17 protein-coding genes are annotated in these 16,771 nt (G+C 41.9%); 9 read left to right on the top strand and 8 right to left on the bottom strand.

The window, feature by feature from the left end:
- Positions 1-69: 69 nt before the first annotated feature.
- The 3 genes from FO440_RS08540 (at position 70) to FO440_RS08550 (ending at position 2,055) form a co-directional block, all read left to right on the top strand.
- On the top strand, positions 70-642 hold the full coding sequence (locus tag FO440_RS08540) for a Crp/Fnr family transcriptional regulator (RefSeq protein ID WP_144247768.1): 573 nt from the start codon (positions 70-72) through the stop codon (positions 640-642).
- Between the two features lie 75 nt (positions 643-717).
- Positions 718-1,464 carry an SDR family oxidoreductase gene (locus FO440_RS08545; RefSeq protein WP_144247769.1) on the top strand — a complete coding sequence of 249 codons (747 nt, stop codon included), beginning with the start codon at positions 718-720 and terminating at the stop codon, positions 1,462-1,464.
- A 129-nt stretch (positions 1,465-1,593) separates the two neighbouring features.
- Entirely contained in the window at positions 1,594-2,055 is a 462-nt protein-coding gene (locus FO440_RS08550; RefSeq protein WP_144247770.1) for a MaoC family dehydratase, read from the top strand.
- 4 nt (positions 2,056-2,059) lie between these two features.
- Here FO440_RS08550 and FO440_RS08555 read toward each other — a convergent pair whose 3' ends face one another.
- The gene (locus tag FO440_RS08555; protein WP_144247771.1) at positions 2,060-3,169 is read right to left on the bottom strand and encodes a DUF4062 domain-containing protein; all 1,110 of its coding nucleotides are present in this window, start codon (positions 3,167-3,169) and stop codon (positions 2,060-2,062) included.
- A gap of 121 nt (positions 3,170-3,290) precedes the next feature.
- Here FO440_RS08555 and FO440_RS08560 point away from each other — a divergent pair, with 121 nt between their 5' ends.
- Positions 3,291-4,301 (top strand): LLM class flavin-dependent oxidoreductase, encoded by a 1,011-nt coding sequence (locus FO440_RS08560; protein WP_144247772.1) that lies wholly within the window; start codon positions 3,291-3,293, stop codon positions 4,299-4,301.
- Positions 4,302-4,365: 64 nt separating this feature from the next.
- Here the strand turns inward: FO440_RS08560 and FO440_RS08565 are convergent, their stop codons facing one another.
- Positions 4,366-5,664 (bottom strand): IPT/TIG domain-containing protein, encoded by a 1,299-nt coding sequence (locus FO440_RS08565; RefSeq protein ID WP_144247773.1) that lies wholly within the window; start codon positions 5,662-5,664, stop codon positions 4,366-4,368.
- Between the two features lie 256 nt (positions 5,665-5,920).
- Between FO440_RS08565 and FO440_RS08570 the strand changes: the two genes are divergently transcribed.
- Together FO440_RS08570 and FO440_RS08575 are read left to right on the top strand one after the other, a co-directional pair.
- Positions 5,921-6,658: an acyl-CoA desaturase gene (locus FO440_RS08570; RefSeq protein ID WP_144247774.1), complete on the top strand. Its 738-nt coding sequence runs from the start codon at positions 5,921-5,923 to the stop codon at positions 6,656-6,658.
- A gap of 122 nt (positions 6,659-6,780) precedes the next feature.
- Positions 6,781-8,037: a pyridoxal phosphate-dependent aminotransferase gene (locus tag FO440_RS08575; RefSeq protein WP_144247775.1), complete on the top strand. Its 1,257-nt coding sequence runs from the start codon at positions 6,781-6,783 to the stop codon at positions 8,035-8,037.
- Positions 8,038-8,200: 163 nt separating this feature from the next.
- Here FO440_RS08575 and dnaA read toward each other — a convergent pair whose 3' ends face one another.
- The 3 genes from dnaA to FO440_RS08590 form a co-directional block, all read right to left on the bottom strand.
- Positions 8,201-9,628 carry a chromosomal replication initiator protein DnaA gene (dnaA, locus tag FO440_RS08580; RefSeq protein WP_144247776.1) on the bottom strand — a complete coding sequence of 476 codons (1,428 nt, stop codon included), beginning with the start codon at positions 9,626-9,628 and terminating at the stop codon, positions 8,201-8,203.
- A 363-nt stretch (positions 9,629-9,991) separates the two neighbouring features.
- Complete coding sequence (locus tag FO440_RS08585) at positions 9,992-11,539, bottom strand: acyl-CoA mutase large subunit family protein (protein ID WP_144247777.1); 1,548 nt, start codon at positions 11,537-11,539, stop codon at positions 9,992-9,994.
- A 4-nt stretch (positions 11,540-11,543) separates the two neighbouring features.
- Positions 11,544-12,074, bottom strand: a complete 531-nt coding sequence (locus FO440_RS08590; RefSeq protein WP_144247778.1) for a DUF7935 family protein — start codon at positions 12,072-12,074, stop codon at positions 11,544-11,546.
- Between the two features lie 94 nt (positions 12,075-12,168).
- Here FO440_RS08590 and FO440_RS08595 point away from each other — a divergent pair, with 94 nt between their 5' ends.
- Both FO440_RS08595 and FO440_RS08600 read left to right on the top strand, forming a co-directional pair.
- Positions 12,169-12,522: a HesB/IscA family protein gene (locus FO440_RS08595; RefSeq protein ID WP_144247779.1), complete on the top strand. Its 354-nt coding sequence runs from the start codon at positions 12,169-12,171 to the stop codon at positions 12,520-12,522.
- Between the two features lie 74 nt (positions 12,523-12,596).
- On the top strand, positions 12,597-12,920 hold the full coding sequence (locus FO440_RS08600) for a hypothetical protein (RefSeq protein WP_144247780.1): 324 nt from the start codon (positions 12,597-12,599) through the stop codon (positions 12,918-12,920).
- A gap of 70 nt (positions 12,921-12,990) precedes the next feature.
- On the opposite strand, the gene FO440_RS08605 is transcribed toward FO440_RS08600, so the two are convergent.
- Entirely contained in the window at positions 12,991-13,500 is a 510-nt protein-coding gene (locus FO440_RS08605; protein WP_144247781.1) for a DUF3347 domain-containing protein, read from the bottom strand.
- A 133-nt stretch (positions 13,501-13,633) separates the two neighbouring features.
- Between FO440_RS08605 and FO440_RS08610 the strand changes: the two genes are divergently transcribed.
- Positions 13,634-14,875, top strand: coding sequence for an ABC transporter permease (locus FO440_RS08610; protein ID WP_144247782.1), 1,242 nt, complete (start codon positions 13,634-13,636; stop codon positions 14,873-14,875).
- A gap of 97 nt (positions 14,876-14,972) precedes the next feature.
- Here FO440_RS08610 and FO440_RS08615 read toward each other — a convergent pair whose 3' ends face one another.
- A complete protein-coding gene (locus FO440_RS08615; protein WP_144247783.1) occupies positions 14,973-15,716 on the bottom strand; it encodes a tyrosine-protein phosphatase in 744 nt (247 codons plus the stop codon).
- Positions 15,717-16,769: a dTDP-glucose 4,6-dehydratase gene (gene rfbB, locus FO440_RS08620; protein WP_144247784.1), complete on the bottom strand. Its 1,053-nt coding sequence runs from the start codon at positions 16,767-16,769 to the stop codon at positions 15,717-15,719.
- Between the last annotated feature and the right edge of the window lie 2 nt (positions 16,770-16,771).

Below are 16,771 nucleotides of genomic sequence, written 5' to 3' on the forward strand. Positions count from 1 at the left end.
ATCGCGCAAGCCCGCCCCACGGCGTAAAACCATTATTCATAATCATCGGTATTTCCCTATTTTTGATGAATGACCAATCCGCTCATCGCTTTTCTTAAATTATTCCACGCTATCCCTGATGCCGATGAGCAACTCATCATAGCAGCGACAGAAACACGTACCTACAAAGAAGGCGAGTACCTGTTTCACGCCGAAAATATTTGCCGCGAGATGTATTTTGTTTGCAATGGTGTATTGCGCATTATGGTGCTGAATGAGCATGGCAACCAGGTGACGTATTTCTTTTTAAAAGAGAACCAATTTTGCTGTATCCTCAATAGTTTCAATAACAATACCATCGCCCACGAAAGTATCAGCGCGGCTTGCGATGTGGAGGTAATTGTTTTCAGCAGGGCATCGCTTACTAAACTTTACGCCGAATTGCCTTATTTAAAACCCCTGATAGACCAGATCACCCAGCAGGCCTTGCTGGATAAGATCGACCTTAAAAATGGCTACCTGGGATATGACTCGACCACCCGCTATAAAATGTTTTTGATGCGGCAGCCTGAGATCGCTTTGCGGGTACCCTTAAACGATGTGGCATCATACCTGGGCATTACGCCCCAATCGCTTAGCCGTATCCGGAAAAATATCCGCTGAGATCGCTTTTTACCATTTGTTAAGTGTGGCCCGTTTTCAGCTGCGGACATTTGTATTATCAAAATATTTAAACAAATGGAAAACACAGTAAACGTTTCAAGATCATCATTAGCTAACAAAAAAATAGTTATACTGGGTGGTAGTTCGGGCATAGGCCTGGCAACCGCGCGGGCCGCGGCTGCAGAAGGGGCCGAAGTTATTATTGTATCGAGCAATCAATCGCGTGTTGACGCGGCTTTGGGGCAACTGCCCGCAAATAGCAAAGGCTTTGTTACCGATTTAACCAATGAGCAGCAAATTAAACACCTGTTTAATACCATCAGCAAATTTGACCATTTAGTATTTACAGCAGGCGAGAGCCTGCACCTTGCTAACATCAGCGACCTGTCGTTAGTCGACGCGCAGCGCTTTTTTAACGTGCGTTACTGGGGAGCTTTTACCGCGGTAAAATACGCGTCGCCAAATATTAACCCGGGTGGCTCTATCACTTTAAGCGGCGGCACAGTAAGCAGAAGGCCGCAAAGCGGATGGTCGCTCGGCGCCAGCATTTGTACAGCTATGGAGGGTTTTACCCGGGCAATGGCTGTTGAATTGGCGCCTATACGCGTAAATATGGTATGCCCAGGCCTGGTAAAAACAAATTTATGGAGCAACATGCCACAGGCCGATCAGGATAGCCTTTTTAACAGTTACGCCAACATTTTACCTGTAAAATTTGTGGCAGAAGCCGATGACGTGGCCGAAAGCTACCTGTATCTGATGCGCCAGCGTTACAGCACCGGCGAAGTAATTGTTGTTGACGGGGGCGGTGTTTTGGTATAACAAGCCGTTTTTTCTTTTCAGTAAAACAGCATGGTAATTTACCATTGCTGTTTTTTTGTAATCTATCCTTTTATCACGTGGTTTATTGTATTACCTTAACGGTCTGTAAACCCAGATAAATACTGATAGATGAAAATTATAAACAACCATGCCGAGTTTGAAGCACTTTTAGGTTTGGAGATAGGCGTATCTGACTGGCACACTATAACCCAGCAACAGATCAACCAGTTTGCCGAAGCTACGATAGATCATCAATGGATCCATACCGATCCTGAAAGGGCCAAAACCGAAAGCCCGTTCAAAGCTACCATAGCGCATGGTTATTTAACGGTATCATTGTTGCCATACTTCTGGCACCAGATAGCCGATGTGCGTAATCTTAAAATGCTGATCAATTACGGCGTTGAAAATATCCGCTTTGCGCAACCTGTAGTGGTTGAAAGCAGGGTGCGCTTAATTGCCAGATTAGATACCATTGCTAACTTAAGGGGAATAACCAAGGCAACCATTGGTGTTACCATGGAGATAGAGAATGAAAAGAAACCGGCCTATACCGGCGCGGTGGTTTTCCTTTATCACTTTAAAAGTTAATATGCTAAAAATCAATATTTTTGTGCCTGTACTCATGGCTATTTAGCATGATTTCAAACACACTTTTTAATTCGGTTTTAAATTGCTTTTTAATAGCATTTGTATTAATTAAAGGCTTTAATTTCTCTTGATAATCATCGATTAAAAATATCTCAAAATCGATTACTATTACGTCCTTGTTAATTTTCATTAAAGCCGAGTTTATTGCGGTTAAAAGATTCTTTTCACTTTTCTCAAATTTATATTCTTTATAATATTCTTCGACCAGCTTTTCATTAGATAAGATCTCATCTATAAAAACAGTTGTTAGTTTGTTTAGTTGGGTAGAATTTAGCGTTAAATCGGTATTTTGGAATGAACAACCTGACATTAATTTATCAGTAAAAAATGTTACTAATATTTCCAACTGATTAGAAATCACTTTATCATAATCCGTAGGATTTTTAATTACAATTTTGCCTACAGCATTTACCATTTCATTCATGCTTGCTGTCAGACTTTTCAATTCAGAAACAGCATCTATAATAACTTTTTGATTTTCTACGACTTTAAGTGATTCAAGATATAGATAAAACATTCCACTTATCTGTTCTTTTAAATAAGAAACTATATCATCTAACTTTTCGAATGTTTTTATTCCTTTGCTACTAAAGAATTCGATAAATCTAAATACATTAATACTGTCAACATGGAAAAACTTAAATTCAGAATCTTTTAAACGTTCATAGAAGCTTTTGTTTGCTTTGTAGGTTTGAAATTCAGCAAAAACATTTCTTTCGACAAAAATAAAAACCGGGATATTTTGTTTCAATGCTGTTTCATACTCTTTCCTTGTAATTGAGATGTACTCTTTGTCGTATATATTTTTCTCTTCGATAATATTTTGTTCGCTGATTGCAGATCCATATCTTCCGCCTACGACAAGCACCATCATTTGACATGTTTTCACTTCATTAAAGCAGGATGCATCAAGAGTTTTTCCTATTTCAAAAGTTACTTTGTTTGCTTCAAAAAGTATCGATTCAAAATTGATTGTTGAGAAAAAAGCATCCAAGCTTTCTCTCAAGAATTTTAAATCATAATAAGTTGAACTTATAAATACACGTGGTCTCATTAGAATATTAGGTTTGATAAATTTAATAATAATTATTCACTCTGTAACCCTAATGCCATAATAGCGGCAAATAGTATTTTGCTGATGCCGTCGTCCGTACTTTTGTGTTTCATCATCAGCTATGGATACAAAGATCAAATTAAGCGTATTAGACCAATCACCCATCAGGAAAGGTGTTACAGCCGAGCAGGCTGTACAGGAAACCATCGCTTTAGCAAAATATACCGACCAGTTAGGCTTTACCCGTTTTTGGGTATCAGAACATCATAACACAGGCAGCCTGGCGGGTTCAACACCCGAGGTGCTGATTGCTTACCTGGCATCGCAAACAACAAATATCCGCATTGGTTCGGGCGGTGTCATGATGCCTAACCACAGTACTTTAAAGGTTGCAGAAAATTTCAGGATGCTTGAAGCTTTGGCTCCGGGCCGGGTTGACCTGGGCATGGGCCGCGCGCCGGGTACCGACCGCATTACGGCTTCGATATTAAACCCGTCAAACCATTTTGCCGAGCAGGATTTCATGGAACAGCTGGCTGATCTGCGCAATTACTTTCATGATACGGCAGATCCGGGAACTATACAACAGAAGATCCGAGCCATCCCGCAGGTGCAAACCGTGCCGGCCATGTGGCTGCTCAGCTCAAGCGGGCAAAGCGGTTTGTTTGCCGCGCATTTTGGTATGGGCTTTTCGTTCGCGCATTTTATTAACCCTGTTGGCGGCGCGCAGGCGGTGCAGTTGTATAAAGATCGTTTTCAACCATCGCAAGACCTGGCACAGCCCGAGGCCAACATGGCCATATTTGTTTTCTGTTCTGAAGATGAAGAAAAGGTAATGCAGCACAAAGCTGTGATGGATCACCGTTTCATTCAGTTTGAAAAAGGCCTGGGCATACAACCCTATGTTTACGACGATATAAAGGATACCGAATATACCCTGCAAGAGCAGGACCGCATGCGTTACAATCGCCAGCGTGTTGTGGCCGGTAACCCAACCATGGTAAAAAATCGCTTAAGCCAGCTGGCAGAAAGCTATGGTGTTGACGAGATCATAGCGGTAACAATTGCCGAAGATTTTGACGACAGGCTGCAATCCTATAAACTACTGGCAGATCTGTTTGAGCTGAAATAAAAAAAGCCGTTCAGGGTTTAGGTGGCTGAACGGCTTGGCACTATGTACAAGATTTAGGTTGTTGTTACTTGAATGTTATTTTGCTGATAATATTTGCGCCTGTATTTGCGATGTATAAATTCCCCTGCTTGTCAAACACCATCCCGTCAGGCGCGTTTACAGACGCAGTAGCTATCGGGCCATTAACTACCCCGGTTAATGAATTACCTTTTATAAGGGTTGATACCACACCAAGCTTATTGATCATGCGGATGGCAAAGTAAGGTTTTGTCTTATCGCCATCGGCTACCAGGATGTTGCCGTTCGGGTCAATAGCTAAATTTATCGGGTCTGAAAATTGCGCGCTTGCGCCCGGCCCGTCTGCAAAACCGGCACTGCCGCTGCCCGCTACTGTGGTTACAGTACCATCGGTCGCTATTTTGCGTACGTTTAAATAGGTGCGGTCGCTTACATACACGTTGCCATCTCCATCAACAGCAATGCCTGATAAGTTGCCAAACTGTGCTGCCGCGCCCTTGCCGTCGACGTAACCGGCCGCTTTATTCCCTGCCAGGGTAATTACCTGCCCGGTTTTTATTTGACGAACGCGATAGGTATCGGTAGTATATAAGTTGCCCGCAGGGTCAATAGCCAGGCCTGTAGGGTTTGAAAACCTGACTTCGGCGCCAAAGCCATCCTTGTAATCTTGTACGCCTGTTCCGCTATAGGGCAATAAACCTAATGTTGAATTTATCCTGTAAATATAATAGCTATCACGGTCTGCCACGTAAACATCGCCCAGGTTGGAGTTTGTTGCTATACCCCAAAGGGATTTAAAGCCACTGTTTGCGCCGGCAAACACTTTTAATTGCCCGGCCAGCGATACTTCAAGTATCGAATTGCTATTTTCCCCGTACAGGTTTCCTGTACCGTCAAAAGCGATGTGCTCAACATAATTGGTGCCCAGGTTATAAAAAGTAGTTACAGTACCATCAAGTACTTTAAAGTCTGTAGTTGAAGTTAAAGTTGTGCCACCTGTTTTAAGTACTATTTTACCTGTTGTGGCATTGGTAGGGATAGTTATTACAATTTGGGTTGCGCTTACAGAATTTACTGTCGCGGCCACCCCGTTAATGGTAACCGTGTTATTGGCCAATGTTTGATCAAACTCATTCCCCACAATGGTTAACACTGTATTGGGTAGACCACTGCCCGGTTTAAAGCCGCTTAGGATAGGAATTGCAGTGCCCTGTGGCACCGGTGTGCCGGTACCATAACCCCCATTAGGCTTAAAGCTCCTGGGTTTATTGCAGGCACTTAAAATTACCATTGACGCTATTAATGAATAGCCAACGGCAAAACAATATAATCGTAAAACTCTCATCTCTATGGCTATTTAGGTTAGCGGTTTAGGTAGTATAAATTTAATCAATTAAAAAAGTAATTATCATCATGTAATTAAAATTTATGACTTATAAGTCAGTAAAAGTAACTCAAAAGTTAATTTTTTTACTGATAATATGCTTATTGGGGTGTTGCAGAGGTGGTATCATATTAATTTAATAATTAGTTTATTAGCTCATGAAAACTTAAATCGTATCTTTGACGTTAATTATAAATCATCAAATACATATTAATTCGTGATCATATTAATATTCTTCCTGGCGCATTGGTTCTTATCATTGTTTTTCCAAACATTCTTTTTGCACAGGTACGCTTCACATAAAATGTTTACCACCCATAAAGTAAATGAGCGCATTTTTCATATGCTTACGTTTATTTGCCAGGGCTCATCGTACTTAAATCCGCGCGCGTATGCTATTATGCACCGCGAGCACCATGCTTATAGCGATACCGAGAAAGACCCGCATTCGCCATACTTTTTCAGGGACGTTTTCCAAATGATGTGGCGCACCGCGCAGAGCTATAAATTATATGAGAAACGCTTAAAAGAACCCGATGCAAAATTTGCAGGTAATTACCCGGAGTGGCGCCTGCTTGATTTCTGGGGGTCAACCTATGTATCACGCATATTATTTGGGATAGGCTACATAGCCTTTTATATAGCCTTTGCAACACACTGGTGGATGTTTTTATTATTGCCTATCCATTTTATGATGGGGCCTATTCATGGTGCTATTGTTAACTGGTGCGGCCATAAATATGGTTATGCTAATTTTGACAATGGCGATAAATCAAAAAACTCTATCCCATTGGATTTTTTAATGCTTGGCGAATTGTTCCAGAACAACCACCACAAGCGTCCTAATAATTCAAACTTCGCAGCCAAATGGTTCGAGTTTGACCCTGTTTACCCGGTAATGAAAGTAATGCACTGGGTCAGGATCATTAAATTACGTAAACCACTTGCGGGATAATTAATAATAAGGTAAAAGGCGAAAGGTTAAGGGTAAAAGGTTTAGTATAACTTTTTAGCTTTAACCTTTTTCAGTAAACAAAAACCTTTTACCTTTACCCTTTTACCTCTACATCCTCTAAAATGAAAGTATCTGCATTAGCCGAAAATCTACGCGGCTCTGAAATCATCAAAATAGCCGGAGAAATAAATGAACTGAAACGCCAGGGCCAGAATATTGCTAACCTGACCATCGGTGATTATGACTCGAACATATACCCGATACCTGCCGAACTAAAGCAGGGCATTGTTGATGCTTATGCCGATAACCAAACCAATTATCCGCCTGCAGACGGTGTGCTGCTGCTGCGCGAGAGTGTTTCGGTGTTTTTGAATAAACGCTTAGGATTAGACTATAAGCCTAACCAGATCTTAATTTCGGGCGGGTCAAGGCCGTTGATCTATTCAACCTACCTGGCCGTTGTTGACGAAGGCGATAAGGTTGTTTTCCCGGCCCCGTCATGGAACAATAACCATTACTGCGACTTGTTAAAAGCCGAAGGGGTAATGGTACAAACCAAGCCTGAAAATAATTTTATGCCTACGGCAGATGAATTGCGCCCGCATATAAAAGGGGCTGCTTTATTGGCATTATGCTCGCCGCTTAACCCAACCGGTACTATGTTCCATAAAAAGGACCTGGAAGAGATTTGCGATATGGTAATTGCCGAAAACAAAACCCGTATCGCCGACCAAAAACCGCTTTACTTTTTGTACGACCAGATCTACTCGCAATTAACATTTGGCGACAACCAGCACTTTGACCCGGTTACCCTACGCCCCGAGTTGAAGGATTACGTGATATTTATTGACGGCGCATCAAAATGCTTCGCTGCTACCGGTGTACGTGTGGGCTGGGGCTTTGGCCCTGCGGGTGTTATTGATAACATGAAAGCTATAGTTGGCCACATGGGCGCATGGTCGCCAAAGGCCGAGCAGGTTGCCATGGCAAAATACATTGTAGAAGATGACAAGGTTAACGGTTATTTGGATACCTTAAAGTCGCGCGTACAGGCCAGCCTTAACGCGCTGCACAATGGTTTCCAGGAGCTTAAAGCTGATGGATTCAATGTTGACTCGATAGCGCCAATGGGAGCCATCTACCTGACTTTAAAAATTGATTACAGCAGCAAAACAACCCCTGACGGTACTGTGCTAAAAGATTCGGCTGACATTAACTTTTATCTGATCAAAGAAGCTAAAATAGCATTTGTGCCTTTCTCTGCCTTCGGTACAGACGATAGCGTAAACTGGTTCAGGGCATCTGTTGGCGCTTGTACGTTAGAAGACATCGAGCAGGCTATCCCAAGGATCAGGGTAGCGTTGTCAAAACTGGTTTAATATTCTTTTAGATAATATTTGAGGCGGGTTATATGCAGCTTAATTGGCTGCGTATAACTCGCTTATTTTTTTAGTACTACTTAGAAAAAGATTGCAAACAAAAAAACGCCATCATGATCAAAATCACAATGGCGCTCATTAAATTATTTACAGGGATGTATCTTTAAGACATCTTTAGCTTTTTCTGGATATCAGCTACGTAGCCTTTAAATTTCTTATCGGTATCAATCAGATCCTCCACAGTTTGGCAGGCGTAGATAACTGTCGAGTGGTCGCGGCCGCCAAAAAAGTGGCCGATAGATTTAAGCGAGCTTTTGGTATGCGCCTTTGCCAGGTACATTGAGATCTGGCGGGCCTGTACAATTTCGCGTTTGCGGGTTTGTGATTTTACCATATCAATAGGCACTTCAAAATACTCGCAAACCAGGTTTTGGATATACTCCATTGAAATTTCTTTCGAAGAATTTTTTACAAAGTTCTTCAGCATTTGCTTGGCCAGGTTCAGGTCAATTTCCTTGCGGTTAAGGGTTGATTGCGCCAGTAATGATACCATTGCACCCTCAAGTTCACGCACGTTATTATCAATGTTGTGCGCTACATATTCAATCACGTCATCGCCCAGCTCAATACCGTCCTGGTAAGTTTTATTTTTCAGGATAGCCATGCGGGTTTCCAGGTCAGGGATCTGCAGATCGGCGCTCAGGCCCCACTTAAATCTCGACAATAAACGTTCTTCTAAACCGGCAAGGTCTTTAGGCGCTTTGTCAGAAGTAATGATCAGTTGCTTGCCTGACTGGTGCAGGTGATTGAAAATATGGAAAAAGAAATCCTGTGTTTTTTCTTTACCTGCAAAGTTGTGCACATCATCCATGATCAGCACATCAATAGCCTGGTAAAAGTTTACAAAATCGTTAATGTTATTATGCTTTAAGGCATCAACAAATTGCTGGGTAAATTTTTCGCATGATACATAAAGTACCAGCTTATCAGGTAATGAACGTTTAATTTCATTACCAATGGCTTGCGCCAGGTGGGTTTTACCTAAACCTACACCGCCATATATCATTAAAGGATTAAATGAGGTACCACCGGGTTTAGCGGCAACGGCGTATCCGGCCGAGCGGGCTAAACGGTTGCAGTCGCCCTCAACAAAATTCTCAAAAGTATACTGACGGTTTAATTGCGGGTCTACATTCAGTTTTTTAAGCCCCGGTATTACAAAGGGGTTCTTAATATCCTTATTTATAGAAATAGGGATAGGCATAGACTGATTTTTTGACTCCGCGCCGTTTCCGTTTGAAGGCATATTTGTAGTATATGGTTTACTTGCAGACGATTGTTCTACAACTATGTTGTATTCTAAACGTCCGTCATCGCCCAATTGTTTCTTAATTGTTTTACGCAATAGCTGTACATAATGTTCTTCAAGCCATTCGTAAAAGAATAAACTGGGTACTTGTATCGTAAGGACACTGCCTTCCATACGTAATGCTTTAATTGGCTCGAACCAGGTTTTAAAGCTTTGCGCAGGTATGTTGTCTTTTATGATTTGAAGGCAGCTATTCCAGACGTTAGTACAAGTTTTTTCCATATTGTATTTAATAAAAGATTGATTTCCAACCCCCAGCGACACTTTCTTTGGGATTGCTACGGAACATCGAATATTCAGAAAAAAAGCGAATTAAAAAACTCTTTTTTCACTTTTTGCAAAAATAAATTTCAAAAAAAGTGCTTAAAAAGTTACATGATTTTAATATTAAAAGTTATATTTCGCATGACCGAAACCTGTTATAACACCATTAATAATAAACATTGCGTTTCCTGCCCGTTTAGCCACATTATTATAATTTATGTTCTTTTTAAAGGGGATAATTGAATAAAAAAAATCGACGACGGCGGGGCTTTTTTCTGACGATGCTATCTTTTAGATAGTTCTATGTTATTCCGTAAAGCTCTAATATTCTCCAAAAACACTGCGAAGTGTATCGGCTATCTCGCCGAGGGTGGCGTAGTTGTCAACAGCCGTCAAAATGTAAGGCATCAGGTTATCTGTACCTGCCGCGGCTGCCTTTAACTGTTGCAGGTTATTTGCTACCGCGGCGTTGTCACGGCTTGCTTTCAGCGCAGCTATTTTTTGTATCTGATGGGTACGGATAGCATCATCAACCCTGAATATATTGGTCAGCGGTGCTTCGGGTTGTACAAATTTATTTACGCCTACAATTATCTTTTCGCCGCTTTCAACTTCAGTTTGGTATTGGTAGGCAGAGCTTGCAATTTCCTGCTGGATGTAATCCTGCTCAATGGCTTTTACCGAGCCGCCCATGGCGTCTATCTTATTTATATAGTGTAGTGCCGCTGCTTCCAGTTCGTCCGTCAGCGCTTCAATAAAGTACGAGCCCGCTAATGGGTCAACCGTGTCGGTGACGCCACTTTCAAACGCTATGATCTGCTGGGTGCGCAGGGCAATCTGTGCAGCGGCCTCAGTAGGCAGCGACAAGGCCTCGTCGTAACCATTGGTATGTAATGACTGCGTACCACCCAATACAGCAGCCATAGCCTGGGTTGTGGTGCGCACAATATTATTCATGGGTTGCTGGGCGGTAAGTGTTGAGCCACCGGTTTGGGTGTGGAACCGTAGTTTCTGCGCACCTGCATCCGTCGCGCCCAGCTCTTTGGTGATATGTGCCCACATCCGCCTTGCAGCCCTAAATTTGGCAATCTCCTCAAAAAAATTACTGTGACAATTAAAAAAGAAGGATAGCCGTTTTGCAAAAACATTAATGTCTAATCCTTTGCTTAAGGCTGCTTTTAAATAGGCTTTGCCATTGGCTAAGGTAAAAGCCAGTTCCTGTACCGCTGTAGATCCCGCTTCGCGGATATGATAGCCAGATATGGATATGGTGTTCCATTTTGGTACTTCCTTACTGCAATATTCAAACACGTCGGTTATCAGTCGCATGGAAGGTGCGGGCGGATAGATATAGGTACCCCGCGCGGCATACTCCTTTAATATATCATTCTGTACTGTGCCCGAGAGTTGGTGCAGATCGGCTCCCTGTTTTTTTGCTAACGCGATATACATGGCCAGCAAAATTGGCGCGGTGGCATTAATGGTCATGGAGGTGGTGATATCCTTTAATTTGATACCATCAAACAGCAACTCGATATCTTTTAATGAATCAATGGCTACACCTACTTTGCCTACTTCGCCTTCGGCCAGTTCATGGTCGCTGTCATAACCTATCTGTGTCGGCAGGTCAAAAGCTACCGACAGGCCCATAGTGCCCTGGCTTAATAAATAATGGTAACGCTTGTTTGATTCTTCGGCGGTAGAAAAACCGGCGTACTGGCGCATGGTCCAGGGTTTGCCCCGGTACATATCTTTCTGAATGCCGCGGGTAAAAGGGTATTCACCGGGCAATTCGGTCATGTTTGAAGGTTCAGTATAAACCTCCCTGATCTCGATCCCCGATGTAGTAACGCGCTTTTTATCCGGCATAGTATTAAAATAATTCTTCTAACTCTTTCCTGATCAGGCTCAGGCCAATGTCATAAGGGTTATTTTCAGACTGGCTGATTTGCGTCAGGATAGTTTTGCTTAACTCAAGGCCCGATGCAGTTTCAGGTAATTCTTTAATAGCCTTGTTTACCACGCCCAGTGTTTCGTCCTTTAAGCGTTTTACTATAGCCCAGGTATTGGTGCTCACATAAATTTGCTGTGTAACGTTGTGCTGGTATTCATTGCGTAATTCGGCTACGATCAGCACATATAATTCGGCGGCCGAGTAATCGGGATTGTTCAGGCGGATCAGCATATTTGACGGATTGATCCGCTCTATAAATAAAACCACGCGCTCGTACGCCTGTAAACGTAAGGGTAGGGCTTGGCTGCTGATAGTCTTCTTAAGTTCAACCAGCTGCATACTTTCAGACCGGTCAAGATAGGGGCGTACCAGGTAAAAAGCTATCCAAACCACACCAAGGCCGGCAATGGTATATTTTATAATATCTAATAAATAAGCGTAAAGTATCATGTGTAATTTGTATGTTAGGCGTAAGTCATAAATAACGCGGCAGAAACAAAAATCTGCATTTTACATTATATTTGTGTAGTTAATTAAAAATAAGATGAGTACAGCTGTTGAAATTGCACCTGCCCCGGTTACCCTTACAGAAGGAGCGGTTAAAGAATTATATAAATTAAGAGATCAGCAAGAAATTGGTGAAGATTTTGGCCTGCGTATTGGCGTTGAAGGTGGCGGCTGTTCGGGCATGAGCTATGTTTTAGGCTTTGACCAGAAAAAAGACGGCGACCAGGAATTTTTAATTGAAGGACTACGTGTTTTCATGAATAAAGCACACGGCATGTACCTTTTAGGTATGGAAATTAACTTCCAGGACGGTTTGAACGCACGCGGCTTTACCTTTGACAATCCTAACGCTGCTAAAACCTGCGGTTGCGGTACGTCGTTCTCTGTATAATACCGGGGCAGATATTTTGATTTGATTATATTTTTATTTAGGTTTGATTACCAATGCTTTAAAACCATATAATCATGAAAAAATATCTTTTATTATTTGTGATGGCTTTATGTTTAAGCACATCATTCGCTGCCAACAAACCTACGCCGTATACCGGCTACATTACCTGCTCTAACTGCGGCGACGCCAGTAAAGAACCCGGTGGAATAGCCAATCATGGAAAATGCGCAGAGAAGTGCATTAAAGGTGGCAAGTCTGCTGTATTACTAATGTCAGACGGGAAAACGTTGAAGTTTAAAAGCCAGGATAAGGTAATGGCTTTTATAGGCAAAAAAGTAAGTATTAAGGGCAAACTTGATGGCGATACTTTAGATATCACTTCTGTTAAAGCCATTTGATTTAAATCATAACAAAATAAAAAGGCCTTTCTGAAATTTCAGAAAGGCCTTTTTCATATCGCTTTTATTTCTACTTCGTAGCCTTCAAAGTTTCTTTAACGCTGCCGCAAGTCAGCATACTTTTGCCGTAATATGGGTTTTCAATTGCGGCCTTATCACTTAACCAGCCGGCTTTTTTCATAGGGCAATACTCCATATATAGATCATTACTGTTTACCGGGAAAGCTTTTAATACCGTGTACATATTTTTCGACAGGGAAGCAAAATGCTCACGCTGGTGATCAATGGTAGCCGTTTCGCTGATATGGCGGCTGTCAAAACCCAGTTTATCTACACAGCTTTTCCAAACGGTCTGCTGTTTTGCCGACATATCTTTAGTTTGCACCGCGCTTATTTGATCGCATAGCGTTTTTGCTTTGCTCTCTGCAGTCGCGGCATCATCTTTTACCAATGCATTCTTTACATCAAGATACGCGGTAGTGACATTATTTATAGAAGTACTTAAGTTTGCTTGTGCGTTTGCGCTGATAACTGCTGTTAATAATAACAGTGTTGCGCCAATTAACCTGATGCTTTTCATAAAGATTTTTAATTTTTTTAAGTGAAGTTAGGACATTCAAATTGAATTTTACGTCAACTATTTTTAATATTTATCTGCTGTAACAAACAGATAGCCCGCTTAGTCTTAAGTTTAAGTTTTTTATATTTATACCATGCCGGTAAAAACCACGCTCAGAGAAAACATATCCATAGCTTTACAGTCAATAGCAGGTAACAGGTTGCGCACCTCGCTTACCTCGCTGATCATCGCTATCGGTATTATGGCTTTGGTGGGGATATTGACCGCAATTGAAGGGATAAAACAATACACTACCGATGCATTTGCCAGCTTGGGCGCTAATGCTTTTACCATACAAAACAGGGGATCGGGTGTTAGCTTCGGCAACGGGGGGCACAGAAAATGGTACCCATCCATTAGGTATGACCAAGCACAGCGCTTTAAAGAAACCTTTAAGCTGCCCGCGCTGGTAGCTATTAATTTAGATATTTCGGGCACTGCCATTGTTAAATACGGCAGCGAAAAAACGAATCCAAACATTTCTGTAACCGGCACAAACGAAAATTACCTGCTCACCAACGGGTACAAGCTGGCACTGGGTCGCAATTTTTCAGAAACCGAACTGGAATATGGCGCCAACGTAGTTATCATCGGCGACGAAATAAAAAACAAGCTTTTTAAAAGCGAAGACCCGATAAACAAATCCATTTTTGTGGGCAATAATAAATTTAGGGTCATCGGGGTTTTTGCTCCTAAAGGATCAAGCGCGGGTATGGGCGGCGACAGGTTATGTACCATTCCTATATTAAAGGCAAAACAGATCGCCGATATTTCCAATCCCTCATTTGCCATTACCGTAATGGTTACCGGCGGTGGCGGCTTTGACGCTAGTATTGGCGAAGCAACCTCGCTTTTCAGAAACATTCGCGGGCTTAATGTGGCAAGTGCTGATAATTTTGAAATAACCCGCAGTGATTCTGTACAGCAGGAATTGTCAGGTCAGCTTACGGGTATGACCATTGCCGGGTTTGGTATTGGTATTATTACCTTAATTGGTGCGGCCATAGGGCTGATGAATATTATGCTGGTATCTGTAACAGAGCGCACCCGCGAGATAGGCATCCGTAAGGCCATCGGCGCAACACCCGCTGTTATCCGCAAACAGTTTTTAATTGAAGCTATTGTAATTTGTTTAATAGGGGGGATAGGCGGCATCATATTAGGTATGGCTGCCGGTAACCTTATAGCGGTACAAATAAGCGGCAGGTTCATCATTCCATGGGCCTGGCTATTCTCGGCCATTGCGTTGTGTACCTTAATAGGATTGCTATCCGGCTTTTATCCCGCCAAGAAAGCATCAAAACTTGACCCGGTAGAGGCGTTGAGATATGAATGATTTTCGATATCGGATTTCGGATTTTAATAATTAAAGAGTTCAGATTTACCGATTCAATTCATTAAAATTTCTGATCGGTTAAATCCGAAATCCGATATTATTGCAGCATTATATTTTTAAGGGGATAATCAAAAAGGAGTTTCTCAAGGTATGGAAATGTCAATGCATTTTTAAAAGCCGCGGCATGCCTTGGGTGGTGCATATCGCTTGATATAAAATCAACTATGTTGTTATCTACCATGCTTTCGGCTTTTTTCTTTACGTCCTTGCCATAATAGCCGGTAAGGGATATTGTGTTCATCTGCATATTACATCCCCATGAACGAAGATTTGCCATTTGTTCAATAGTCATGTAGCTGTACCTTTCGGGATGTGCCAATATCGGTTTGTAATTACCTAACTCTATCATCTTTTGTATTACCTCAAACGCGTTTGGCGGTGGGTTGATAAAAGAGTATTCAAAGAGCGCGTAATTGTCGCCCATGGTCAATAAGCGGTGCTCTTCAACACGTTTTTCAAAAGTTTCATCAAAATAGTGTTCGGCCGCGGCTTCAACTTTTATGTCGATGTTTTGATTTTTTAGTTCGGCTTTAAGCACTTCAAGTGCACCATTTATTGTTTCGGGGGTGTTCCGGTAAAAATCGACCATGATGTGCGGGGTAGCAATTATTTTTTTGATACCCAGCTCCATCATTTTCTTTACCAGCACAATTGACTCTTCAAGATTTTGTGCGCCGTCATCAATGCCGGGCAATACATGCGAGTGCATGTCAACGACTATTGATCCGTAGTTGAAATTTATTGCTTTCTTTTCTTCTTTCTTTTTAAAGAAATTAAACATTTAACGATTGTTGTATTGATCGGTATAGTACTGCTGGTAATGGCCCGATGTTACATCACTTAACCACTCCTCATTTGCAAGGTACCAATCTACCGTTTTTTCTAAACCTTCTTCAAACGTAATGCTTGGCACCCAACCTAACTCATTTTTAAGTTTGGTGGCATCAATTGCATAACGCAGATCATGTCCGGCACGGTCTGTCACAAAAGTGATCAGCTTTGCCGATTCGCCTGCTTCCCTGCCTAATTTTTTATCCATTATGGTGCATAATGTTTTTATCAGATCAATATTTTTCCACTCGTTATGGCCGCCAATATTATAAGTAGTGCCGGTTGCCGCTTTATGGAAAATCAGGTCTATTGCACGGGCATGATCTTCAACCCATAACCAATCCCTTATGTTTTCGCCTTTACCGTAAACAGGTACAGGCTTACTTTGCTGGATGTTATGGATTGCCAAAGGTATAAGCTTTTCCGGGAAATGGAAAGAACCGTAATTATTTGAGCAATTTGATATCACGGTATCCATACCATAAGTATCATAATAAGCGCGTACAAAATGGTCTGAACTTGCTTTTGATGCCGAATATGGCGAATGCGGATCATAAGCGGTTTCTTCGGTAAACATGCCATCATCGCCTAAAGTACCGTATACTTCGTCGGTTGATACATGGTAAAAACGCTTTTTATCATATTCACCTTTCCAGCTTTCGCGGGCGGCGTTCAGTAAATTTACCGTGCCTACAACGTTGGTCATCACAAACTCAACAGGGTTGGTTATTGACCTGTCCACATGCGACTCTGCTGCCAAATGGATTACCGCGTCAGGTTGCTCGTCAGCAAAAAGCTGTTGTATAAATTTAAGATCAACAATATCACCCTTTACAAATTTGTAATTTGGCGCGTTCTCAATATCTTTTAAGTTTGCCAGGTTACCGGCGTAGGTTAGCTTGTCTAAATTAATAATAGAATATTCCGGGTAGCTTTTCACAAACCTGCGTACTACGTGCGAACCTATAAAACCTGCACCACCGGTAATTATAATTTTTTTCATTT

Source organism: Mucilaginibacter corticis, from assembly GCF_007558865.1.
GTDB classification, from domain to species: Bacteria; Bacteroidota; Bacteroidia; order Sphingobacteriales; family Sphingobacteriaceae; genus Mucilaginibacter; species Mucilaginibacter corticis.